Genomic DNA, 24,367 nt, shown 5'->3' on the forward strand with positions numbered 1-24,367 from the left:
AGGATTTGATTATATGGCTGATGTGGAAAAACAAAGAGTTATACAAGAATATGTTCCAGGTAAACAAATTACATTAGCACATTTGATAGCTAACCCACAAAAAAGCATATATAGAAAACTTGGACTTGATGACGAAAAATATAATGCTATAGGTATATTGACTATCACTCCAAGTGAAGCTGCTATAATAGCTGCAGATGCAGCGACAAAAGTTGCAGATGTAGAAATAGGGTTTCTAGATAGATTTAGTGGTTCATTAGTTATAACAGGAGATGTATCCAGTGTTGAAACTGCACTGAAGGGAGTATTAAATCTTTTATCAGATGTTTTGGCATTTACATCTACTAATATAACTAAGTCCTAGGAGAGATTATTTATGAAAAAAATAATGTTAATTGGGGAAACTAGTAGTGGAAAGACTACGCTCACACAGGTGTTAAATGATAAAGAAATAGGATATAAAAAGACTCAAGCATTAGAGTATGCTAACAATATTTTAGATACACCTGGTGAATATATTGAAAATAGGAGGTATTATAATGCAATTATAATGTCTTCAGTAGATTATGATATCATAGGATTTGTACAAGATAGTACTAGCAATAATATTGTCTTTCCTCCAAATTTTGCATCTATGTTCAATAAGAAGGTTATAGGTATTATAACTAAAATAGATTGTTGTAATAGTGATGTAAAAAAAGCTAAAGAATATTTAGAAAGAGCAGGAGTAGGGAATATATTTTATATAGATTCTATAAGCAATAGGGGCATAGAAAATATTAGAAAACTATTACAATAGTTAAGGGAGGAAAAAACATGAGCAAAAAAATAGTAATAGCCGAAGATGAGCCTATTACTAGAATGGATATTGCAGAAATTTTGACAGAAGCAGGCTACGATGTTGTAGGGATGGCTTCTGATGGCTTTGATGCGGTAGAAATGTGTAAAAATCTTAAACCAGATTTAGTTCTTATGGATATAAAGATGCCATTACTTGATGGTTTAAAAGCTTCAAGGGTTTTACTAGAGGAAAAAATAGTTAGCTGTGTAGTTATTCTTACAGCTTACAGTACAAGGGAGTTTATAAATGAAGCTAAAAGTATAGGCATCATGGGGTATGTAGTAAAACCTGTAAATGAAAAAAATCTTTTACCAGCTATAGAGATTGCAATAGCTAAAGATGAAGAAATAAATTATATGAAAGAAAGTATAGAAAAAGCTAAGGAAGATTTAAAAGCTAGAAAGTTAATTGAGAAAGCCAAGGGTATACTAATGAAAAAAGGAAATATAACTGAAGAAGAAGCTTACAATATGATAAGGAAATTAAGTATGGATAAAAGAGCACCTATGAAGGATATTGCTAAAGCAATAATAATGAATAGATAAAAGGTGAGCAAAATGACTATTTCTGATATATGTAAAAAATACACAAATTTAACTTCCTCAGATATTAATGAGTTGATAAAAGTATCTGACATGCTTCCAACTATTTCAGAACTAGTAAGGGCAGATGTGTTTCTAGATTGCATCACAAAAGATACTACAAAAGCTATAGTAGTTGCTGAAGCAAAGCCTCTTTATGTAAAGTCTAGTTATATGTATTCTGTAGTAGGAAAAATAGCTCTACAAGAGAATGAACCTGCTGCACTAAGAACATTGAATACAGGAGTTTCTACTAGAGGGTTAAAAGCTATAACTCAAGAGAATAAAGTAGTAGTACAAAGTACAGTACCAGTTAAAAATAAACAAGATAAAGTAATTGCCGTTTTAATAATAGAGCAAGCTGTAGATGATGTATTTAAAGATGGAGAAACTGTGAAGGATTCTATTTTATCTAAATCTTTAGAGGTTTTTCCTGAGATGTTTAGATATCTTGGTCAAAATTTAAATTTAATAACTCAAAATATAGATGATAGTATAATCATTTTTGATAGATATGGAGTAGCAATATATGCTAATGCGTGTGCAAAAAGATTTTATAAAACTTTAGGCTATAGAGATGATATAGTAGGTATGAGTTTTAATAATTTAGTACTGGATGAAATAAGTTTTAAGGAAATTCTTATGGATAATCATTCTAGAACATCTGAAGCAAGGGCTGGAAATCTAGATTTAGAGATAAAATATAGTGTTATGAGACAGAAAGGTAAAGTAACCGGTGTTAATATGATAGTAAAAGATATTACAGAAGTTAAAGAAAAGGAAAAAGAACTTATTCTAAAATCAGTTGTTATAAAAGAAATACATCATAGGGTAAAGAACAATCTTCAAACGATAGTTAGTTTATTAAGACTACAATCTAGACGAGTAGATGATGAATATTTAAAAAAGGCTTTCAATGAGAGTATAAGTAGAATTCTTAGTATATCTGTAACTCATGAATTGCTAGCTCAAGAAGGTATAGATGAAGTTGATATAAAGCTAATATTAAAGATGATTTCGAAAAATACATTGAACTATATATCTACTTCAGAACAAAATATAGAAGTAAAAGTTTCAGGAGATAATTTTTTAGTAGATTCTGATAAAGCAACATCTATAGCCCTTGTGGTAAATGAACTAATTCAAAATTCTATTGAACATGGTTTTGAAAATAGAAAACAGGGGTATATAGAAATTATAATTAAAAAAGGTGAGATACATTCAACTATTTCCGTTAAAGATGACGGGAAGGGATTTAATGCTAAGGATATAAAACAGAATAGATTAGGTTTAAATATAGTAGAACAAATTGTAAAGGATAAGCTTGAAGGAGATTTTATTATAGAGAGTACAAAAGAAGGAACAAAAATAGTCTTCGATTTTAAAAATTAAATATTAAAACACAATGGAGTGTTTTTAGACGGCAAAGGAGCCAAAAAATATGGAAAAAATCCATATTTTTTGGCTCCTTTTTTGAATCTTAAAGGAGAGGATTATATGAAAGAAGATATTTTAAGTGTGGGAATAGATATAGGAACTTCTACTACTCAGTTGGTTTTTAGCAATATAACCATTGAAAATAGAGCTTCTATAGTTTCTGTCCCAATGATAAGTATAGTAGATAAAAAAGTTATATATAGAAGTGAAATATATTTTACTCCCTTGTTATCTGTTACAGAAATAGATGCTATAACTATAAGAAAAATAATAGAAAAGGAATATGAAAAGGCAGGTATAAAACCAGAGGATGTAGATACTGGAGCAGTTATTATAACTGGAGAAACTGCCAGAAAGAAAAATGCTAGTGAAGTATTGAAAAGTTTAAGTGGATTTGCAGGGGAATTTGTAGTAGCTACAGCTGGACCAGATTTGGAGGGAATCATTGCAGGCAAAGGAGCAGGAGTTAGTGAATTTTCCAAAGAAAAAGGAGTCATTGTAGCAAATTTAGATATAGGAGGTGGTACTACAAATATATCTGTATTTAAAAATGGAGATGTAATAGATACAGCCTGTCTTGATATAGGTGGAAGACTTATAAAAATCAACCAAAAAAGCAAGGAAATAACTTATATATCAGAAAAAATGGAAAGATTAGTAGAAAAATTAGGATTGAATATATCTATTGGTTCAAAAGTAGATAAAAATGAACTTAAAAAAATAACTAATATAATGGTAGATGTTCTTGAGGAAGTAGTTGGAATAAAAGAACCATCAGAAGAACTTGAGCTATTGATTACAAACCATGATCTGAGAAGGGATTATGAAATAGAATATATATCTTTTACCGGAGGAGTGGCAGATTGTATATCAAATCAACCTGAAAATTGGTTCCAATTTGAAGATATAGGATTTTTATTAGGAAAAGGTATAAGAGATTCTAAATTAACTGAGAAAAAAAGTATATTTAAGCCTGATGAAACTATAAGGGCTACTGTAGTAGGAGCAGGGTCTCATACCACAGATATAAGTGGAAGTACTATAGATGTAAGCCAAGATATTCTTCCTATGAAAAATGTACCAATATTGAAACTAACTGAAGAAGAAGAAAATATCAATTTTAATAAAATTGATAAAATAATTGCTAATAAATTAAAGTGGTTTAGGTTAGAAAATGATAAACAATTAGTTGCTTTAGCTATTAAAGGGTTGAGAAGTGGAAGTTTTAAATATATTCAAGATATTTCTAAGTTAATTATAAAAGGAATGGAAGAAATAATAAATTCTGATGATCCACTTATAGTTATTGTAGAAAATGATATGGCAAAAGTTCTTGGACAAACTTTAAAAACTCAACTTAACAATAATAAAGATATAGTTTGTATAGATTCTATAAAGGTATCAGATGGAGACTATATAGACATAGGAAAGCCTTTAGCTGAAGGTAAAGTAGTTCCAGTTATAATAAAAACTTTATTGTTTAATAACTAATTTGAAGAGGTGAAGATAATGAGACTAAAAACAAAGCTTTTTGGTACTGTTTATCAATTTAAAGATATTAAGGAAGTATTAGCAAAAGCAAATGAAGAAAAATCAGGAGATAGCCTAGCAGGTATAACGGCTGAGTCTCTTACAGAAAGGATTGCAGCAAAAGAAGTTTTAAGCAATTTATTATTAAGTGATTTAAGGAACAATCCAGTAGTCCCCTATGAAGAAGATGAAGTAACAAGGGTTATTCAAGATGCTGTAAATGAAAGAATATATAGTGAAATAAAAAACTGGACAGTTGCAGAGTTAAGAGAATGGCTATTGGACATTAAAACTACAGATAGAGATATTAAAAGAATAAGTAGAGGTTTAACAAGTGAAATGATAGCAGCAGTAGCTAAGTTGATGACTAATCTTGATCTTGTATATGTAGCTAAGAAGATTAAAGTTGTAGCCCATTGCAATACTACAATTGGTACACCAAATACATTAGCTATGAGACTTCAACCAAATCATCCTAGTGATAATGTAGATGGAGTTCTTATTTCTTTATATGAGGGTTTAAGCTATGGAATGGGAGATGCTGTTCTAGGCCTTAATCCAGTAATTGACAGTGTAGAAAGTGTTACAAATATATTGAATTTATTTGATGAAGTTAAGAGAAAATGGGAAATTCCCACACAGAATTGTGTTCTTGCCCATGTAACAACTCAAATGGAAGCTATAAGAAAAGGAGCCCCAAGTGATATGATATTCCAGAGTATAGCAGGGACTCAAAAGGGAAATGAAGCATTTGGAGTAACTACTGAATTATTAGATGAAGCTAAAGATCTTGTTCTTAAAGAAGGTACATCAATAGGACCAAATGTTATGTATTTTGAAACTGGACAAGGTTCAGAATTGTCATCAGATGCACACCATGGAGTGGATCAAGTAACCTTAGAGGCAAGATGTTATGGTCTTGCTAAAAGATATGAGCCATTCTTAGTTAATACTGTTGTAGGATTTATAGGTCCAGAATATTTGTATGATAGCAAACAAGTTATAAGGGCAGGTTTGGAAGATCATTTCATGGGAAAATTGACAGGAATATCTATGGGAGTAGATGCATGTTATACAAACCATATGAAAGCAGATCAGAATGACTTAGAAAATCTTGCTATGCTCCTTTCAACATCAGGATGTAATTATTTAATTGCAGTGCCACAAGGCGATGATGTAATGCTTAATTACCAAACATCAGGTTATCATGATGGAGCAGCATTAAGAGAATTATTAGGTTTAAGACCTATAAAGGAATTCGAAGAATGGCTAGAAAAAATGGGAATTTATGAAAATGGAAAGCTTACTGAAAGAGCTGGAGATGCCTCTATATTTATTAAATAGATAGTGAAAAAAGGAGGAAACAAATATGGTTACTGAACAAGAATTAAAGAGTTTAATAGAGCAGGTAATGAAAGATATGGGTGTTAATGAAAAAGATAATTTTAAAAAAGAACAAGTATTAGAGAAAGTTTTAAATAAAAATCAATACGATGATGAAAATATAGTAGATATAACAGCCATAGATTTAAAGAAACAATTATTAGTTGAAAAACCTGAGAACAAAGATGCTTATTTAAAGTTAAAAGAATCTACTCCAGCAAGAGTAGGGATATCAAGAGCAGGAGCTAGATATAAAACTGAAACATTATTAAGATTTAGAGCTGATCATGCAGTTGCTATGGATGCAGTATTCACATATGTTTCAGATGAATTCCTAAAAGAATGGGGTCTTTTATCAGTAAATACTAAATGTGAAGATAAAGATGAATATTTAACAAGGCCAGATTTAGGTAGAAAATTTGACCAAGAAACTATTGAGCTTTTAAAAGAAAAATGTGATATGAACTCTCAAGTTCAAATCTATATATCAGATGGACTTAGCTCCACTGCTATAGAAACTAATGCAAAGGATACCTATGATGCAATAGTTCAAGGATTAAATAACTATGGAATAAAAGTAGGGAAACCATTCTTTGTTAAACATGGCAGAGTACCTGCAATGGATGCTATTGGAGAAGCTTTAAACCCTGAAGTAGTAGTAGTTCTTATAGGAGAAAGACCAGGCCTTGCAACAGGGGAAAGCATGAGTTGTTATATGGCTTATAGGCCAACTGTAGGAATGCCAGAGTCTAATAGAACAGTAATATCAAATATTCATAAAGGTGGTACTCCTAGTGTAGAAGCTGGAGCTCACATAGCAGATGTAATAAAAGCTATACTTGAGCAAAAAGCTAGCGGTTTAAATTTAAAACTATAAAGTGGAGGTTTTAAACATGAAAAATGATAGATTACCTACAAAGGTTTTAAGTGTGAAACTTATTCCAAATGTAAATCCAGATATGGTGAAGGAACTTAATTTACCTTCAGATCATAGAAGCATAGGCATAATAACAACTGATTGTGATGATGTAGGTTATACTGCATTGGATGATGCTACAAAGAAAGCTGATGTAAGAGTAGCTTATGCAAAATCCTTCTATGCAGGAGCAGCAAATGCTAATACTAAATTGGCTGGTGAATTTATTGGAATTTTATCAGGGCCTAATCCTGCAGAAGTAAAAAGTGGTTTAAATGCAGCAATAGATTTTATAGAAAATGATGCCTTTTTCTACAGTGCAAATGATGATGACTCCATAGTATATTATGCTCATTGTATATCTAGAACAGGTTCTTATTTATCAGAAGGTGCAGGAATTAAAGAAGGAGAAGCAATAGCTTATTTAATTGCCCCCCCATTAGAGGCAATGTATGCCTTAGATACTGCTTTGAAAGCTGCAGATGTAAAGATGGTAGCTTTTTATGGTCCACCATCTGAAACTAATTTTGGTGGAGGGTTGTTGACAGGAAGTCAATCTGCATGTAAGGCAGCATGTGATGCATTTGCTGATGCAGTGAAATTTGTTGCTGACAATCCTACTAAATATTAGTGGTGATGATAATGTATAAAGAAGCTTTAGGATTAATTGAAACTTATGGATATGTGCCTGCTATTGAGGCGGCTGATGCAGCTTTAAAAGCAGCAAATGTAACTCTTAAAAAATGTGAGTTTGTAAAAGGGGGACTTGTAACAATATTGATAGTAGGAGATGTAAGTGCAGTAAAGGCGTCTGTTGATGCAGGAGAAGTAGCAGCAAATAGGATTGGAAAAGTAGTGTCCACAACTGTTATTGCTAGAACTGGAGAAGGGCTTGACAAGGTATTTTATAAAGACATAGAAAATGAAAAAGAAGATATAGTTAAAAAAGATTTAGAAAAGTCAAAGAAAGAATTAGATGAAAAATTAGAAACAGATGAAAATAAGATGTCTCAAAAAAGTAAAAAAAGAACTATGAGATTTGAAGATGAAACTATTAAATTAGACGATAAAGAACAATTAGAAACTATGAGAGTTGTAGACTTAAGAAAAATGGCAAGAATGATTGAAGGATTTAACATGGATAACAATCAAATCAAATTTGCAAAAAAGGATGAATTAATTGGAGCTATTGTAGAATATTCGATGAAAGAAGGTTAGGATACTATGCTTAGTGATAAAGATTTGATTTCTATTCAAGAGGTTAGAAATCTTGTAGGAAAAGCAAAAGAAGCTCAAAGAAAATTTAGTAGCTTCGATCAAGAAAAAATAGATGAAATAGTAAAAGCCGTTGCAAAGGCAGCTTCTAAAGAAGCAGAAAGTCTTGCTAAATTTGCAAAAAAGGAAACAGGATTTGGAAAATGGGAAGACAAGGTTGTAAAAAACAAACTTGCAAGTGATAAATTATATGAATATATAAAAGACATGAAAACTATTGGAGTATTAAATGAAGATAGTGAAAAAAAGATTGTAGAAATAGGGACACCAGTAGGTGTAATTGCAGGATTGATTCCATCAACTAACCCTACATCTACAACTATATATAAAGCACTTATTGCTCTTAAATCAGGGAATGCAATTGTATTTAGCCCTCATCCAAGTGCTGTAGGGTGTATATCAAAAACTGTTGAGATTTTAAATAGAGCAGCAATATCAAATGGAACACCGCATGGTCTAATATCATGTATGGAGCATCTAACTATAGAAGGAACAGATGAGTTAATGAAGCATGATGATGTATCCCTTATACTTGCTACAGGTGGTTCTGCAATGGTTAAAGCTGCATATAGTTCAGGGACACCGGCATTAGGTGTAGGGCCTGGGAATGTGCCAGCATATATTGAAAGAAGTGCAGATATTGGATTAGCTGTAAAGAGAATATTTGCAAGTAAAACTTTTGATAATGGAACTATATGTGCTTCAGAACAATCTATCGTTACAGAAAGAATTATCGAAGATAAGGTAAAAGAGGAAATTAAAAGGCAAGGTGGATATTTCCTAGAAGGAGAAAAACTAGCTAAAGTAGTCAAGGTAATGGAAAGACCAAATGGTGGAATGAGTCCTAAAATAGTTGGAAAATCAGCTGAAGAAATTGCAGACATGGTAGGTATAGAAATACCAAAGGGTACTAGAATACTACTTTGTGAAGAAAAGGGAGTTGGAAAAGAATATCCATTTTCAAAGGAAAAATTAACTGGATTATTAGGTTTTTATGTAGTTGAAGATTGGGAAAAAGCATGTGAATTATGCTTTAAATTATTAGAAAATGGAGGACTTGGTCATTCTCTTTCAATTCACTCTAATGATGAAAACATAATAAGAGAATTTGGTCTTAAAAAACCAGTATCCAGAATATTAGTAAATACGCCTTCATCTCAAGGTGCTGTAGGAATAACAACTAATCTAGCTCCTTCTTTAACATTAGGATGTGGAGCTATAGGAGGCAGTGCAAGTTCTGACAATATAACTCCTATGAACCTTATAAATATAAGAAGAATGGCATATGGAGTTGAGGATGTAGAAATGAAAGATTCTGAAGAATGCAATTCAAGAAATTTAGAAGATATAGATATAGATGTTATTACTAAACTTGTAATGGAACAAATCCAAAAAATTAATAAATAAAGGGAGGAATTCAAATGTCAAGTATGAATGCATTAGGAATGATAGAAACAAAAGGTCTTGTAGGTTCAATAGAGGCAGCAGATGCTATGGTTAAGGCAGCAAATGTTGTATTAGTAGGTAAAGAACATGTAGGTGGTGGATTGGTAACAGTTATGGTAAGAGGAGATGTAGGTGCAGTTAAAGCAGCTACAGATGCAGGAGCAGCAGCTGCAGAAAGAGTAGGAGAACTTGTATCAGTTCATGTAATACCAAGACCACATAATGAAGTTGAAGCTATACTTCCTAAGGTAGAATAACAATTAAATACCAGACCATATTTATGGTCTGGTATAAACCTTGGCTGTAAGAGGGAGTGAGTTAATGAAGGTTTTAACAGAAGAAACTCTTAGAAGACAATTTAAAAATAATGTATCAGGAAAATATGTAATAGATGAAAAGATGATTATTACACCAGCAGCTAGAGAGTATTTAAATGAGAAGAATGTAAAAATTATATTTAAAAAAGAAGATGAAATAGAAAAAGAAAATGCATATAAAGAAGATGAATTTGAATTTAAAAAAGCCAAAGAGTCAGAAAAAAAAATAACTCCTAAATATGTTTCTTATTACTCTGGAGGGGCTTTTGAGCAGAAGCCAGAGTATATGACACATATCTTTGGCAATAAACTTGTGTACAAGGATGATTTAAGAATAGTATTTAGAGGAAAATTAGATAGCTTTCAATCTCAAATATTAGAAATTCAACATTTAGCATATATAGAAAATATAGAAAGGCTATCCGTAGAACTCCAAGAAATACTAGATTATACTAGAAATATTTTAAGAGCTGAAGCATTAGAAGAAGAGTTTTGTATTGAAGAGTTATTTGGACTTAATGAAGTAGAACTAAGAGAGAGATCTCATTATCCCAAAAAATATTTTGGTGTAGGGCATATTTTACCCCATTATAAAATGGACGAGATAATGCTTAAACTCAATTCTTTAAGAAGTAGTTCTAGAGAAGTGGAGTTAGCAGCAGTTAAGGCTTTTAGAAGAGAAGATAAAGTTGAAAGAGTTGATATAATTAGGGCTTTAAATAGATTGAGTAGTGGAATATATATACTAATGTGCAAATACAAATCAGGAGAATATAAATAGAGGAGTGAGAAAATGGATGAAATATTAATTGAAGAAATCGTTAAAAGAGTTAAAGAAACATTAGCAAATTCCAAAGAAACTTCCAATATCATTCCTATAGAAGCATCAGGTAGGCATATTCATTTAAGTAAAGAAAATGTAGAAATACTTTTTGGCAAAGGATATAAATTGAAAGAGAAAAAAGAATTATCTCAACCAGGACAGTATCAATGTATGGAGAGAGCTACTCTAATAGGACCTAAAGGAGTAATAGAAAATGTAGCAATACTTGGACCAGAAAGAGGAAAAACTCAGGTGGAGGTATCTAAAACAGATGCTAGACAACTAGGTATCAATCCTCCTGTAAGAGATTCTGGAGATTTAAAAGGTAGTGAAACAGTGTATATAGCAACAGAAAAAGCTGTAGTTGAAGCTAGGGAATCTGTTATTGTGGCTAAAAGACATATTCATATGAACAATGAAGATGCTATTAGATTTAATGTTAAAGATAAAGATACTGTAAATGTTAGAGTTAAAAGCGATAGGCCAGTGGTTTTTGAAGATGTAGTTATAAGAGTTAGTGACAAGTACAAGCTTAGTATGCATATTGACTTTGATGAAGCTAATGCCTCAAGTTTTAAAAATGGAATGGTAGCAGAGATCATTTCATAAAAGGAGAGAAAACTATGGATTTTGATAGAGTAAATAAAATCATAAAGAAAACAGAAAATACTCTTAATGAGGCAGTAGACTTTTCCGAAAATGAAGAACTATTTGTAGGAGTTGATTTAGGAACAGCATATATAGTTTTAGTAGTAGTAAATGGAAAAAAAGAACCTATAGCTTGTGAAATGGAATTTGCTCAGGTTCTAAGAGATGGTCTTGTTGTAGATTATATAGGTGCACTGAATATAGTGAAAAAATTAAAAGAAAAACTTGAAAAAAGATTAGGTGTTGAACTTTATAAAGCAGCTATAGCAGTACCTCCAGGGACTTCAAAAGGAGATACAAAAACTCATAAATATGTAGTTGAAGGTGCAGGTATGGAGGTTGTAAAAATTTTAGATGAACCAACAGCTGCCAATGCAGTTCTTCAGATAAATGATGGAGTTATTGTGGATATAGGGGGAGGAACTACAGGAATATCTATACTAGAAAATGAAAAGGTAGTCCATACAGCAGATGAAGCTACAGGAGGAACCCATTTATCCCTTGTAATAGCAGGTAATTATAAAGTGAAGTTTGAAGAGGCTGAAAAGATTAAAATGAATAAGACAAGGCAAAGTGAGCTACTTCCTATTGTCAGACCTGTGATTCAAAAAGTATCTACAATAATTAAAAATAATATAAAAGATTATAATGTAGATCAAATATACCTAATAGGAGGTACTTGCTGCTTTGAAGGTATAGAAGAGATTGTTGAAAAGGAGACAGGAATAAAAACTAGAAAGCCTTCTAATCCTTTTTTAGTTACACCTCTTGGAATAGCAATGAATTGTTGTGTATAAGGAGGCTAACTTATGGAAATAGATGTTTTAGTTCAAAAAATAGTTAGTGAAGTATTAAAGAAAATAGAAGAAGAAAAAAATACTAGGAAAAGAAAAATATTATTTTTAGAACCAAAATCAGAAGATACTAAATTGAGATACAGTATGTTCATATCTGATTGGAAAGATATATACTTCATAGATGAACCAGTGGATAGCATATTAGATTATGATTTAATTATATGTCCTAAACTAGATATTAAAGATTTAGTTGATATATCTAACGGTAGACCCTATAGCAAAATTTCCTCAATTATAATAGATGCCATGCTCAATGGATTAAGAGTTGTATGTCTTGAAGAAGGTATATATTATAGAAAATTTAAAGAATCATCAAATGAAGAATTTTATATTATGTTGACAGAATATGAAAAGAAATTATTGAGTTTTGGAATAGAAATAATGAGAGGGAGTCAAATCAAGTATGAGTTAAATAATATTGATAATGGAAAGGACTCTTCGTTGAAACAAGAACATCATTTGGAGAAAAAAGTAATTACTCAAGCAGACATTAAAAGCCTTTATAACAATGAAGATAAAAATATAACTATAGAGAAGAATAGTTTAATTACTCCACTTGCAAAAGATTATATAGAAGAAAATAATTTGGAAATTAGAAAAGTTTAGCTATATGGGAAAGGGAGATATATATGATGATTGGAAAGGTAATAGGAAATGTATGGGCTACAAGAAAAGAAGAGTCTCTAAATGGTTTTAAGTTTCTTGTTGTAATGCCTGTTGATTATTCTAACTCTAGAAACGGAGGTACAATTGTTGCAGTGGATAGTGTAGGTGCTGGAGTAGGAGAAATGGTTCTAATAGTAAAGGGAAGCTCTGCTAGGAAAGCTATTGGCAATATAGAAGTGCCTGTAGATGCAGCAATCGTAGGGATAATCGATGAAGTAGAATTAGATTTAGAGGGTGATTAAATGAGTAAAGTATTGATAACTAAGAATAATTTAGATAGTTTTTTAGAAAAAGAAGATAAAAGTTTTTTAGTAGATAAAAATTTTATTCTAACCCCTGGAGCTATAGATATTTTAGATGAAAGAAATATCAAAATTATATATAAAAATGATATTGAAGAAAATATTGTTGAAAGAATAACTAGATTGTTAAGAGAAGATTTCAAAATAGAGGATTATGGAGAAATAGAGAAAATAACTAATTTGGTATTAGAAAAAATCAATAATTAAGGAGGAATAAAAAATGACAAGTATGAATAATGCATTAGGAATGATAGAAACAAAAGGTCTTGTAGGTTCAATAGAAGCAGCAGATGCTATGGTTAAGGCAGCAAATGTTGAGTTATTAGGTAAAGAGCATGTAGGTGGTGGATTGGTAACAGTTATGGTAAGAGGAGATGTAGGTGCAGTTAAAGCAGCTACAGATGCAGGAGCAGCAGCTGCAGAAAGAGTAGGAGAACTTGTATCAGTTCATGTAATACCAAGACCACATAATGAAGTTGAAGCTATATTGCCTAAGAAGTAAAAAATGCTTATAAGGTAGGTGTGGATAGGATGGGAATCAACGATATTATTGTATATATAATGACTATATTCTTAGTCATTGGGGCTATAGATAGAATTTTTGGAAACAAATTTGGTTATGGTGAGCAATTTGAAGAAGGTATTTTGGCAATGGGCTCTTTAGCTCTAGCTATGGTAGGTATAGTTTCATTGGCTCCTGTATTGGCTAATATTTTAAAACCAGTGATTGTACCTATATATAAGGCTCTTGGTGCTGATCCTTCTATGTTTGCAACTACATTACTTGCACTTGATATGGGAGGATATCCATTGGCACTTGAGCTTGCTCAAAGTCAACAAGCAGGTCTTTTTTCAGGCATTATACTAGGTTCTATGATGGGACCAACAATAGTATTTACAATTCCAGTAGCTCTTGGAATTATTAAAAAAGAAGACCATAAATTTTTAGCTACAGGAATATTAGCAGGTATAATTACAGTACCTATAGGTTGTCTTATAGGTGGTTTAGTAGCAGGGTTTGAACTATCTATGATATTAAAAAATTTAGTTCCAATAGTTATAGTAGCATTATTATTAGCATTAGGTCTATGGAGAAAGCCAGAAGGTATGATAAAAGGATTTATTAGATTTGGTAAGGGAGTTGTTGTGATAATAACTATAGGACTTGCTGCAATTGCAATAGAAACTCTTACAGGAATAGTAGTGATTCCAGGAATGGCACCTGTTTCAGAAGGAATAAAAATAGTAGGGGATATAGCAATAATGCTTGCAGGAGCATTTCCAATGGTGTACTTTATAACAAAAGTATTTAAAAAACCATTATTGAAACTTGGAAAAGTATTAGGAATGGGAGATGTGGCAGCAGCAGGATTGGTAGCTTCATTGGCTAATAACATACCTATGTTTGGCATGATGAAAGATATGGATAATAGAGGCAAAATAATCAATGTTGCATTTGCTGTAAGTGCTTCTTTTGTATTTGGCGATCATTTAGGATTTGTAGCTGGTGTAGAAAAAAGTATGATATTTCCTATGATTGTAGGAAAATTAGTTGGAGGTATAACAGCTATACTACTAGCTATGTTTATAGCTGATAAAACTTTAGGTAAACAAGAAGTTAACTAATGTTTTTTAGATTTATATGGGTTATATTTGGAGGTATCTAATATGAAGAGATTTAACTTAAGCACCGAAATATATTATGAATCTAACTCAATAGAAAAGCTCAAAGATATAAAAGGAAAAAAAGTTTATATAGTAACAGATGAGTTAATGGTGAAGTTAGGAAATATAGCAAAGATAACTTATATATTAGACGACAAAGGTATAGATTGGTGTATTTTTGATAAAGTAATTCCAGATCCGACTGTTAATATAATAAATGAAGGTTTATTTAATATGATAGAATTCAAACCAGATACTATAGTGGCCATAGGAGGAGGCTCTTCCATTGATACAGCAAAGGGTATATTATATTTTTATTTGAAGGTAGTGGAAAGACTTGTAGATGAAGATAATATAAATAAACCATTATTTATAGCAATACCTACTACCAGTGGAACAGGCTCAGAAGTTACAAGCTATTCAGTAGTTACAGATGAAGTTAATGATACTAAAATTCCAATTATTAGTGATGGAATGACACCAGATATTGCGATAATTGACTGGCAGTTTATAAAAACAGTACCTCCATCAGTAACTGCAGACACAGGTCTTGATGTATTAACCCATGCTATAGAAGCTTATGTAGCAAAAGAATCTTCTGATTATACAGATATATATGCAGAAAAATCTATAGAACATGTATTTAGATATTTATTAAGGGCATATAATAATGGAGAAGATGGAGAAGCGAGAGAGAAGATGCATAATGCTTCCTGTATGGCAGGTGTAGCTTTTACACATGCGGGTCTTGGAATAAATCATAGTCTTGCCCATGCTCTTGGAGCTAGATTTCATATACCTCATGGAAGAGCTAATGCACTATTACTTCCATATATAATAGAATACAATTCGGGTATAAACGAAGATAGGGAATCAAAAATTGCTGAAAGATATAGCGAAATATCAAGAGTTTTGGGCTTCCCTCATTCTAGTATAAAAGAAGGAGTTATAAGTTTAATTGAAGGTATAAAAATATTAAAAGAAAAGATGAATATACCTTCTACACTAAGTGAAATGGATATAGAAGAAAATGAATTCAGACAAGCTATAGATGACATAGTAGAAAAAGCTATGAAAGATGCTTGCACTTCTTCTAATCCAAGAAATGTAAGAAAAGAAGATTTAAAGCTCATATTAGAAAAAGCATATAAAAATTAGTAAGAACTCCTTTCTAGTCTAAAAGGATTAGAAAGGAGTTCTTCATTCATTTAAAAACTTATAATTCCTGTAGAATAAAGTAATATAATTAGTATAGCTATAGGAGCAATGTATTTAATTAAAAAATTGTATGTTTTATAATTTCGGGAAGAATATACTTCTTCACCAACTATTTCATTGAAAGCATTTTTTGTACCCCATACATGGGATATAAAAATGCAGGTTAGTATTCCTACAATTGGTAAAAATATATAAGAAGCAATAAAATCAAAGAGGTCAAAAAATGATAATCCTAAAACTTTGATTCCACTCCAAGATCCAAAGGATAGGGAACTTGGTATTGATAATAAGAATAATGCAATAGAAACAATAAGTATAGTTTTTTTTCTATCCAAGTTAAATTCTTCACCTAAAGCTGATACAAGAACTTCTAATAATGAAATAGTTGAAGTAATAGCTGCAACGCCTACTAATAAGAAGAATAATGTTTCGAAAATTCCCCCTAAGGGCATTGATTGAAATACAGCAGGTAAAGTAATAAATATAAGGGATGGACCAGCTTCTGGTTCAAACCCATAAGCAAAAACTGCTGGGAATATAACCATTCCTGCCATTATTGCTATTACAGTATCTGCAATGATTATTTGAAAAGATAAAGATTTTAAATTTTCATCCTTTTTAACATAGCTTCCATAGGTAATTATAATTCCCATACCTAAGCTTAAAGTATAGAAAGCATGTCCTAATGCCTCCAAAACTGCTTTAGTAGTAAGTTTAGAAAAATCAGGTTTTAAAAGAAAATCCAATCCTTCTTTTGCTCCTTTTAATGTAAGGGATCTAAAAATTAAAATTATTAAGGTAATTAAAAGTATAGGCATCAATATTTTGCTATATTTTTCTATTCCTTTTTGGACTCCAGAGATTACTATAAAGGAAGTTATAGCTATAATTATTACATTCCAAAACAATACACTAAAAGTATTGCTAGTAATAGTTTCAAAATATGAACCTAAACTTTCCGGTGCTATACTTATTAATTCACCAGTTAAAGATTTAGCAAAATAAGAAAAAATCCATCCCGCTATCATAAGATAAAAAGATAATATTATAAATGAGGTCAACACAGCTAATATACCAGTATAATGCCATTTACCTTCTGGACGTAGCTTTTTAAAAGCTCCTATTGGATTTGATTTAGTTTTTCGACCAAGAGCAAATTCTGACATCATCATTACTACACCTATTAAGGCTATACATATAATATACACAAGAATAAAAGCAGCTCCTCCATTTTTACCAGTAATATATGGGAACTTCCATATATTACCTAAGCCAATGGCAGAGCCAGCAGCTGCAGCAAGTACTCCTAATTTTGAACTAAATGTTTCTCTTTCCATTAACACATCTCCTTTCAAATTTTTCAGAATCTTCTGACTAATGGTATTGTGATTGAATATTTTATTTTCTAAGGCTATATAATAAAAAAGCCCTCGTCCTTATGAATATTAACATATTCATAGGGACGAAAGCTTTTCGTGGTACCACCCTATTTCACGGATATACATCTGCCTTATTTCAGGTCCAGATAAATTATATTTACCTTAACCCTAGCCATATATCGGTAGCACCCGTCCTCATTTACTAAAATACTTAAATTCTTTCAAATTGGAAGCTCAGGAGTGATATATAATATACATATCTAACACTGATTTTCACCATACATCAGCTCTCTGAAGTTAGGGAATGTATACATGTCTCCTTCAAGGCTTTAATAGATTAAATTTATAAATATTAATGTATATAATATACCCAAGTTTATATTTTGTCAAGAAAATTTTAAAAATTAATATCCTTTTTTTAAATTTACTAAATTCATAAGTTTTTGTTCATTTATAAATCTTTCCATATTTTCATATATAGTATTAAATTTTCTATTTTTCCTCATTTCAGAAACCCAAGAGTTATGAGGGGTTATTATTATATTATCCATTTCCCATAAAGGACTTTTTTCAGATAGTGGTTCTTTCTCAAATACATCTAAAGCAGCTTTTTTTATTTTACCAGAATTAATATTTTTTATAAGAGCGTTTTCATCAATAATACTTCCTCTAGCTATATTTATTAAATAGGATTCATCTTTCATTTTTTTCATAAACTCTTCATTTACAAAATGGTGAGTTTTACTAGTATAAGGTAAAGTAATAACTAATATATCGGATCTAGAAAGTACATAATCTATTTTCTTCATACTGAAGCACTTATCAAAATATTCTACATTCCTTCCATTAGTGTTAACACCCAATATATGAACACCAAAGCCTTGCAATCTTTTAGCGCCTTCTTTTGCTATAGTTCCAGTACCTATAAATCCTATAGTTTTTCCATATAGTTCTAATATTGAGGTGTCAACTACCCATTCTTTATTATTTTGTTTTTCATAAAATTGTTTGCTATTTTTAAACATTTCTAATGTTTTTAAAACAATCCATTCCCCCATAGGAATACTATATCCACCTTTATTATTTGTAAGTAGAATATTATTTTCTAAAATTTTTTCTCTTGGAGCCTGATCTATTCCTACAGAAGTTAATTGTATCCATTTAAGATTTAATAGTTTAGAAATATCAATTTTTTCGAAAGGATTATAACAGACCATCATATCTATATCTTTTATATTTGATATAGAATTTAACTGTTTTTCATTTATATATATTACCTCATATCCTAATTTCTTAATACTTTCCATTTGTTCAGAATAAAATTTTTCAGCAAAAAGTGCTTTCATGATATCCCTCCTAAAATCTCTTAGTTATAACTATACCCTATAGGGTATAGTTATAACTAAGAGATTAAATATTTTGGGAGGGATACAATGAAAAAAATAGCTATACTTGCTGAAAATCTTTATGAAGAGATGGAGCTTTTATATCCTTATTACAGGCTGAAAGAAGAAGGATATAAAGTTGATATCGTAGGGACAGAAAAAGATACAGTTTATACTGGAAAAAATGGTTATCCAGTAAGAAGTGATTTATCTACTTCTGAAATAAATGCAGAGAACTATGATGCAGTTGTTATTCCAGGAGGCTACTCACCAGATCATATGAGAAGATCTAAAGATACAGTGAATTTTGTAAAAGATATGGATTCTAAAGGTAAGATAGTAGCTGCAATATGTCATGGTCCTTGGATGATGGCTTCTTGTTGTGATTTAAAAGGAAAAAAAGTAACAGCCTTTTATTCAATTAAAGATGATTTAATAAATGCAGGGGCTAATTTTGTTGATAAAGAAGTTGTAGTAGACGGAAATTTAATAACATCTAGAACACCAGATGATCTTATTCCATTTGTAAAGGCTATAATAGAATCATTAGAAAAATAAAGATAAAAGCTCTTCCTATTAATAGGGAGAGCTTTTATCCTTTGAAATATCTATTATAAGATGATATTATTTACTTAATAAATAGTTAGAGGAGGTTTTTAAATGGAGGCTTTAATTGTTATTGACATGCTCAATGATTTTATTCTAAAAGATGGAGCTCTATATTCAGGGAAAAAAGGAGAAGAAATAGTTAGCTTTATAAATAAAGAAATAAAAAACTTTAGAAAAGCAAAAAATCCTATAGTATTTGTATGTGATAACCATGAAATGGATGATAAAGAGTTTGAAATGTTTCCACCTCATTGTATAGCAGGAGAGAAAGGGAGCAATATAATTAAAGACATAGACTTCAGAAAAGAAGATAAGGTAATAAAAAAGAGAAGATATAGTTCTTTTTTTGGCACAGATTTAGATATTTACTTAAGAGAAAAAGAGATAGATGAAATATATTTAGTAGGAGTATGTACTAATATATGTGTATTGTACACAGCTGCAGATGCTAGGAACCTAGGTTATAAAGTTAATATATATAAAAATGGGGTAGCTTCATTTGATGAAGAAGCCCATAAATTTGCATTAAAAGAAGCAGAAAAAACCTTAGGCTGTAATATTTTATATTAGAATTTATAATTTTAGATGAAAATAAGAGGGTGAACTATGAAAAAAAAATACTATGCTGTTAGAATCGGAAGAAAACCAGGGATATATAATTCATGGGCTGAATGTGAAAAAGAAGTAAAAGGATACTCTGGTGCAGAATATAAAAGTTTTTTATCTATAGAAGAAGCTAAAAAATATTTAAATAATCAAGATAATTTAGGAATAGGAAAAGATATTAAAGACTTAGATGACAACGAAATGATAGCCTATGTAGATGGAAGTTTTAAGGAAGGTATAAGGCACTATGGTTATGGTGTAGTACTTTTTTCAAATGAAGGAAAAGAATCTTATTCTGATAGTGGAAGTGAAGAATACCTTTTGGAGATGAGAAATGTAGCGGGAGAAATAAAAGGGGCAATAACTGCTATGAATATTGCATTGGAAAAAAATAAAGATATGTTATATCTTCACTATGATTATATAGGAATAGAGAAATGGGCTATTGGAGAGTGGAAGACTAATAAAGAAGGAACTAAAGAGTATAAAGAATATTATGATTCTATAAAAAACAGACTACATGTAATTTTTATAAAAGTCAAAGCCCACTCTGGAAATATTCATAATGAAGAAGCAGATGCTTTAGCTAAAAAGTCTTTAGAAAAGCATATCTAGTATCCAAAACTATTGTCTAAAGAATCGTCTTTTTCAACCCAACTTTGAACATTAATTTTTCTAAATTTATTTTTAGTATCTCTTATAATTATATTATCAATACCTGCATTTATTATAAGGCGTTTGCACATAGAACAGGAATTAGCATTTTCAACTAGCTTTCCTGTTTTTTTCTCTTTACCTACTAAATAAAGAGTAGAGCCAATCATATCTTTTCTAGAAGCACTAATGATACAGTTTGCTTCTGCATGAACAGATCTGCAAAGTTCATAATGAGTTCCCCTAGGTATATTTAATTCTTCTCTTTTGCAAAAATTTAAATCTGTACAGTTTTTTCTTCCTCTAGGTGCTCCTGTATATCCTGTAGCTATTATTTCATCATTTTTAACTATAATAGCTCCAAAATTTCTCCTAAGGCAAGTACCTCTTTCTGAAACTACTTCAGCAATATCTAAATAATAATTTACCTTATCTCTTCTTTCCATATTATATTTATCCCCTTAATTTTAATATTATTTATATTATATAGATATTTAGATGAAAAAAGCAATAGAGAAAAACAGCGTATAGGACTATAGAACTATTTCAGTATAGCAAAAAATATCTAAATAATATATGATATTCTTTACAAATACTTTATAAAATAGGAGGATAAAGTATGCGTGGATATATAGTTGCTTTATTAAGCGTTTTTGGTATGTTTATTGGTTTTATATTTTTATTAAATATTCATATCAAAAGTGAAGGATGTAAAAAAGTTTACTGTTTATTTATATCTTTAGGAGTCTTAAGTTATATATTAAGTTTTGTTTATTTAGTAGTTTATTATAATATTTTTTTAGAGAAAGGAATAACTATACTAGGATGGCACAATATATTTTATTTATCATATTATATATTATTTATTATAGGTAATTTATATTTAATTTCAAAGATTAAAAATTATTTAATTAGTTTTAAGATATTATTAGATATACTAATAATCACTGTATTAATTTCTACTATTATTTTTAAGTTTTATATTGAATCTATGACTTATGGGCAAAATCTATCTTATTTTTTAGTAGTTATATTAATTTTCTATACTACTGCAAGTCTAGGAGTATTATTGCATATGTTAAGTATTTTCTTTATTTCAGATCAAATATTTCCATTAAAGGCTGTAAAGATATTAATTATCGGATTAAGCCTAAAGTTAATAGTAGATTCAATATATTTATACGATCATTTAACTCAAAATTCTATAAATTTCGACTATTTATGTCTGTTTTGGACCTTGTCATTATTATTATTTATACTAGGAATATATAAGATTGAAACTATAAGCTTTAATGATATAAGCATGGAACAAAATAGTAAAAGATTAATAAAGAACTTAGTGCCTTATTTTGTTATAATAATATTATTAATTATTATTTTTAGGAGAATTAATAATAAAGATATTCTTATTTTTGGTTTTGCTATTGTTATTTTATTGATACTCATAAGACAGATTATAATTTGCATAGAAGATATTAGATTATATGAAAAAATAGATAAATATTCTAAAACTGACTTTCTTACAGGATTATATAATAGAAGGTATATTGATAGGGAGATTGAAGAATTTTTACAGAAATATAAAAATACTGAAAAGAAGGCTTCTCTACTAATGGTAGATATAGATCATTTTAAACTTATAAATGATACTTATGGACATGATATAGGAGATAGAGTGCTAAAAGAAATTTCTAATATTATGAAAGAAAGTATAAGAAAAAATGATATTTTAATTAGATTTGGAGGAGAGGAGTTTATATTTTTCCTGCCAGATACAGATATTAAAATGGCTCAAATTATTGGAGAAAGACTTAGGAGTAAAATTGAAAATCATCAATTTAAGTGCAATAAAAATAAAATTTTAGTAACTATAAGTATAGGTATTTCGGAAGAAAAATCTATTAGAGAAAAAGATGATATTTATAATATGATAGTTAGGGCAGATAAAGCTTTATATGAAGCTAAAAAATCAGGAAGAAATTGTATATTTTGCAAGAGATAAAAAATTATTAAATGAGGTGTAAGCATGAAATATTTAGTTAGAGAAAAAATATTTACTTTTGGAGATAAATTTGTTATTAGAGATGAAATGGAAAGGCCAGCATTTGAAGTAGTAGGAAAAGTATTTACTTTCGGAAATAAGCTCAATATTTATAATATGAATGGGAAAAAGCTTGTTTATATCGAACAAAAATTATTAAGATTTTTGCCAGAATACAATATCTATATGAATGGAGATTTAGTGGCTACAGTAAAAAAAGAATTTACATTCTTTAAGCCTAAATTCAATATAAATAGTAATTTTGGGTATTTTTCAATAGATGGTGATATATTTAATTATAATTTTTCTATTTATAGAGATAGAAGAAAAGTAGCTGTAATAAGTAAAAAATGGTTTGCTTGGTCAGACACTTATGGGGTAGATATAGATGAAGGAGAAAGTCATGTTTTTATTCTTGCGTTAGTTATAGTTTTAGACCAAGTACTCCATGACAACAATAGCAGCAATAATAATCAATATTAAAACTATATGTTTTATGTATGTGATATACTTAAAAGTATAAATATATATATAATTACTTAAATAGTCAGAGAAAGGTTATTTAAGGAAAGATTGAAAGGGGTGTATTAGTTGTCAAAGTTAAAAGATAACCTTATTGTGAAGCTTCTCTTAGGAGTGGTTTTAGGAATTGTTATAGGCCTTGTAGCAAACGAAAGAGTTATTAGAGGTATAATAACAGTAAAGGATATTTTAGGACAGTTTATATTGTTTTGTGTACCTCTTATTATAATTGGATTTATAGCTCCTTCTATAACTAGTTTGCAAGAAAATGCTAGTAAAATGTTAGGAGTTACATTATTTATAGCTTATTTATCTTCAGTAGGAGCAGCATTATTTTCTACAGTGGCAGGATATGCTATAATTCCAAAGTTGAACATAGTATCTAGTGTAGACAATTTAAAAAAGCTTCCTGAAATAGTTTTTAAATTAAATATAGAACCTTTAATGTCAGTTATGTCTGCACTGATTTTTTCAATAATTATAGGTCTTGCTATTGTATGGACAAAATCAGAAAAGATTAATGCATTGCTTAAAGAATTTCAAAATATAATGTTAGAAATTGTGAAAAAAATGGTTATTCCTATATTACCTATATTTATAGCTACTACTTTTGCTGGATTAGCTTATGAAGGCAGTATAACTAAACAATTACCTATATTTATTGAAATAATAATAATTGTAATAATTGGGCATTTTATTTGGTTAGCATTACTTTATAGTATAGCAGGTTTAATATCTAAAGAAAATCCTTGGGAAGTAGTAAAACATTATGGTCCAGCTTATTTGACAGCAGTGGGAACAATGTCTAGTGCTGCTACATTACCAGTAGCTTTAGACAGTGCTAGAAAATCAAAAGTTTTAGATAAGGAAATAGTAGATTTCGCTATTCCTATAGGATCTACTATTCATCTTTGTGGGTCTGTACTTACAGAAGTTTTCTTTGTAATGACAGTATCTAAAATTTTATATGGAACATTGCCTTCTATATCATCTATGATAACTTTTGTTATATTACTAGGCGTATTTGCTATAGGAGCTCCAGGAGTACCAGGAGGAACAGTTATGGCTTCTTTAGGGCTTATTACTAGTATATTAGGATTTAATGATTCTGGAGTTGCTTTAATGCTTACTATATTTGCATTACAAGATAGTTTTGGTACAGCATGTAATATTACTGGAGATGGAGCTATAGCTCTTATGCTTACAGGAATCTTTAAGAACGGATCAAAAAACGCTTCTCTATAGGAGCGTTTTTATTTTTTAGTA

The 24,367-nt window shown here is 30.1% G+C and carries 29 protein-coding genes and 1 other annotated feature; of the genes, 26 read left to right on the top strand and 3 right to left on the bottom strand.

The window, feature by feature from the left end:
• Window positions 1–13 precede the first annotated feature (13 nt).
• The 20 genes from eutS (at window position 14) to NSA23_RS06845 (ending at window position 15,845) form a co-directional block, all read left to right on the top strand.
• Window positions 14–364, top strand: coding sequence for an ethanolamine utilization microcompartment protein EutS (gene eutS, locus NSA23_RS06750; RefSeq protein WP_042680548.1), 351 nt, complete (start codon window positions 14–16; stop codon window positions 362–364).
• 12 nt (window positions 365–376) lie between these two features.
• Entirely contained in the window at window positions 377–799 is a 423-nt protein-coding gene (locus NSA23_RS06755; protein WP_042680550.1) for a EutP/PduV family microcompartment system protein, read from the top strand.
• Between the two features lie 17 nt (window positions 800–816).
• The gene (locus tag NSA23_RS06760) at window positions 817–1,386 is read left to right on the top strand and encodes an ANTAR domain-containing response regulator (RefSeq protein WP_042680551.1); all 570 of its coding nucleotides are present in this window, start codon (window positions 817–819) and stop codon (window positions 1,384–1,386) included.
• 12 nt (window positions 1,387–1,398) lie between these two features.
• Window positions 1,399–2,814, top strand: a complete 1,416-nt coding sequence (locus NSA23_RS06765; RefSeq protein ID WP_042680556.1) for a histidine kinase N-terminal domain-containing protein — start codon at window positions 1,399–1,401, stop codon at window positions 2,812–2,814.
• Window positions 2,815–2,919: 105 nt separating this feature from the next.
• Window positions 2,920–4,350, top strand: a complete 1,431-nt coding sequence (gene eutA, locus NSA23_RS06770; protein ID WP_042680558.1) for an ethanolamine ammonia-lyase reactivating factor EutA — start codon at window positions 2,920–2,922, stop codon at window positions 4,348–4,350.
• An 18-nt stretch (window positions 4,351–4,368) separates the two neighbouring features.
• Window positions 4,369–5,733 carry an ethanolamine ammonia-lyase subunit EutB gene (locus NSA23_RS06775; protein WP_042680560.1) on the top strand — a complete coding sequence of 455 codons (1,365 nt, stop codon included), beginning with the start codon at window positions 4,369–4,371 and terminating at the stop codon, window positions 5,731–5,733.
• Between the two features lie 25 nt (window positions 5,734–5,758).
• Complete coding sequence (gene eutC / locus NSA23_RS06780) at window positions 5,759–6,649, top strand: ethanolamine ammonia-lyase subunit EutC (RefSeq protein ID WP_042680562.1); 891 nt, start codon at window positions 5,759–5,761, stop codon at window positions 6,647–6,649.
• 16 nt (window positions 6,650–6,665) lie between these two features.
• Window positions 6,666–7,319 (top strand): ethanolamine utilization microcompartment protein EutL, encoded by a 654-nt coding sequence (gene eutL, locus NSA23_RS06785; RefSeq protein ID WP_042680564.1) that lies wholly within the window; start codon window positions 6,666–6,668, stop codon window positions 7,317–7,319.
• A gap of 11 nt (window positions 7,320–7,330) precedes the next feature.
• A complete protein-coding gene (locus NSA23_RS16815) occupies window positions 7,331–7,906 on the top strand; it encodes a BMC domain-containing protein (RefSeq protein WP_042680565.1) in 576 nt (191 codons plus the stop codon).
• Between the two features lie 6 nt (window positions 7,907–7,912).
• On the top strand, window positions 7,913–9,370 hold the full coding sequence (locus NSA23_RS06795; protein WP_042680567.1) for an acetaldehyde dehydrogenase (acetylating): 1,458 nt from the start codon (window positions 7,913–7,915) through the stop codon (window positions 9,368–9,370).
• Window positions 9,371–9,384: 14 nt separating this feature from the next.
• A complete protein-coding gene (eutM, locus tag NSA23_RS06800; RefSeq protein ID WP_042680568.1) occupies window positions 9,385–9,666 on the top strand; it encodes an ethanolamine utilization microcompartment protein EutM in 282 nt (93 codons plus the stop codon).
• 64 nt (window positions 9,667–9,730) lie between these two features.
• The gene (locus tag NSA23_RS06805) at window positions 9,731–10,507 is read left to right on the top strand and encodes a hypothetical protein (RefSeq protein WP_042680571.1); all 777 of its coding nucleotides are present in this window, start codon (window positions 9,731–9,733) and stop codon (window positions 10,505–10,507) included.
• A gap of 12 nt (window positions 10,508–10,519) precedes the next feature.
• Window positions 10,520–11,158, top strand: a complete 639-nt coding sequence (pduL, locus tag NSA23_RS06810) for a phosphate propanoyltransferase (protein WP_042680573.1) — start codon at window positions 10,520–10,522, stop codon at window positions 11,156–11,158.
• A 14-nt stretch (window positions 11,159–11,172) separates the two neighbouring features.
• Window positions 11,173–11,994, top strand: coding sequence for an ethanolamine utilization protein EutJ (eutJ, locus tag NSA23_RS06815; RefSeq protein WP_042680575.1), 822 nt, complete (start codon window positions 11,173–11,175; stop codon window positions 11,992–11,994).
• Between the two features lie 12 nt (window positions 11,995–12,006).
• Entirely contained in the window at window positions 12,007–12,660 is a 654-nt protein-coding gene (locus NSA23_RS06820; protein WP_042680576.1) for a hypothetical protein, read from the top strand.
• Between the two features lie 23 nt (window positions 12,661–12,683).
• Window positions 12,684–12,962, top strand: a complete 279-nt coding sequence (locus NSA23_RS06825; RefSeq protein WP_042680578.1) for a EutN/CcmL family microcompartment protein — start codon at window positions 12,684–12,686, stop codon at window positions 12,960–12,962.
• The gene (locus NSA23_RS06830; RefSeq protein WP_042680581.1) at window positions 12,963–13,229 is read left to right on the top strand and encodes a hypothetical protein; all 267 of its coding nucleotides are present in this window, start codon (window positions 12,963–12,965) and stop codon (window positions 13,227–13,229) included.
• A gap of 22 nt (window positions 13,230–13,251) precedes the next feature.
• Window positions 13,252–13,524 carry an ethanolamine utilization microcompartment protein EutM gene (gene eutM, locus NSA23_RS06835; RefSeq protein WP_042680721.1) on the top strand — a complete coding sequence of 91 codons (273 nt, stop codon included), beginning with the start codon at window positions 13,252–13,254 and terminating at the stop codon, window positions 13,522–13,524.
• 29 nt (window positions 13,525–13,553) lie between these two features.
• Entirely contained in the window at window positions 13,554–14,648 is a 1,095-nt protein-coding gene (eutH, locus tag NSA23_RS06840) for an ethanolamine utilization protein EutH (protein WP_042680583.1), read from the top strand.
• 42 nt (window positions 14,649–14,690) lie between these two features.
• Complete coding sequence (locus NSA23_RS06845) at window positions 14,691–15,845, top strand: 1-propanol dehydrogenase PduQ (RefSeq protein ID WP_042680585.1); 1,155 nt, start codon at window positions 14,691–14,693, stop codon at window positions 15,843–15,845.
• Between the two features lie 50 nt (window positions 15,846–15,895).
• Here NSA23_RS06845 and NSA23_RS06850 read toward each other — a convergent pair whose 3' ends face one another.
• Window positions 15,896–17,242: a sodium-dependent transporter gene (locus NSA23_RS06850; protein WP_042680587.1), complete on the bottom strand. Its 1,347-nt coding sequence runs from the start codon at window positions 17,240–17,242 to the stop codon at window positions 15,896–15,898.
• 118 nt (window positions 17,243–17,360) lie between these two features.
• Window positions 17,361–17,618: a binding site (T-box leader), on the bottom strand.
• Window positions 17,619–17,688: 70 nt separating this feature from the next.
• The gene (locus tag NSA23_RS06855) at window positions 17,689–18,630 is read right to left on the bottom strand and encodes a phosphoglycerate dehydrogenase (protein ID WP_042680589.1); all 942 of its coding nucleotides are present in this window, start codon (window positions 18,628–18,630) and stop codon (window positions 17,689–17,691) included.
• A gap of 87 nt (window positions 18,631–18,717) precedes the next feature.
• Here NSA23_RS06855 and NSA23_RS06860 point away from each other — a divergent pair, with 87 nt between their 5' ends.
• The 3 genes from NSA23_RS06860 to NSA23_RS06870 all read left to right on the top strand — a co-directional run bounded on the left by NSA23_RS06860 (window position 18,718) and on the right by NSA23_RS06870 (window position 20,499).
• Window positions 18,718–19,227: a type 1 glutamine amidotransferase domain-containing protein gene (locus NSA23_RS06860; protein WP_042680591.1), complete on the top strand. Its 510-nt coding sequence runs from the start codon at window positions 18,718–18,720 to the stop codon at window positions 19,225–19,227.
• Window positions 19,228–19,329: 102 nt separating this feature from the next.
• Window positions 19,330–19,848 carry a cysteine hydrolase family protein gene (locus NSA23_RS06865; protein ID WP_042680593.1) on the top strand — a complete coding sequence of 173 codons (519 nt, stop codon included), beginning with the start codon at window positions 19,330–19,332 and terminating at the stop codon, window positions 19,846–19,848.
• Between the two features lie 36 nt (window positions 19,849–19,884).
• Window positions 19,885–20,499 (top strand): ribonuclease H1 domain-containing protein, encoded by a 615-nt coding sequence (locus tag NSA23_RS06870; protein ID WP_042680596.1) that lies wholly within the window; start codon window positions 19,885–19,887, stop codon window positions 20,497–20,499.
• Here the strand turns inward: NSA23_RS06870 and NSA23_RS06875 are convergent.
• A complete protein-coding gene (locus tag NSA23_RS06875; RefSeq protein WP_042680598.1) occupies window positions 20,496–20,984 on the bottom strand; it encodes a deoxycytidylate deaminase in 489 nt (162 codons plus the stop codon). The two genes, NSA23_RS06870 and NSA23_RS06875, sit on opposite strands and share 4 nt — an antisense overlap.
• Window positions 20,985–21,157: 173 nt before the next feature.
• On the opposite strand from NSA23_RS06875, the gene NSA23_RS06880 reads away from it, so the two are divergent.
• From NSA23_RS06880 to NSA23_RS06890, 3 genes are all read left to right on the top strand, one after another.
• Window positions 21,158–22,540, top strand: coding sequence for a GGDEF domain-containing protein (locus tag NSA23_RS06880; protein WP_050069757.1), 1,383 nt, complete (start codon window positions 21,158–21,160; stop codon window positions 22,538–22,540).
• A gap of 24 nt (window positions 22,541–22,564) precedes the next feature.
• A complete protein-coding gene (locus NSA23_RS06885; RefSeq protein ID WP_042680600.1) occupies window positions 22,565–23,062 on the top strand; it encodes an LURP-one-related/scramblase family protein in 498 nt (165 codons plus the stop codon).
• A gap of 108 nt (window positions 23,063–23,170) precedes the next feature.
• Window positions 23,171–24,346 (top strand): dicarboxylate/amino acid:cation symporter, encoded by a 1,176-nt coding sequence (locus NSA23_RS06890; protein ID WP_042680602.1) that lies wholly within the window; start codon window positions 23,171–23,173, stop codon window positions 24,344–24,346.
• Window positions 24,347–24,367 lie beyond the last annotated feature (21 nt).

It is taken from the genome of Anaerosalibacter massiliensis (assembly GCF_024623155.1).
GTDB lineage: Bacteria > Bacillota > Clostridia > Tissierellales > Sporanaerobacteraceae > Anaerosalibacter > Anaerosalibacter massiliensis.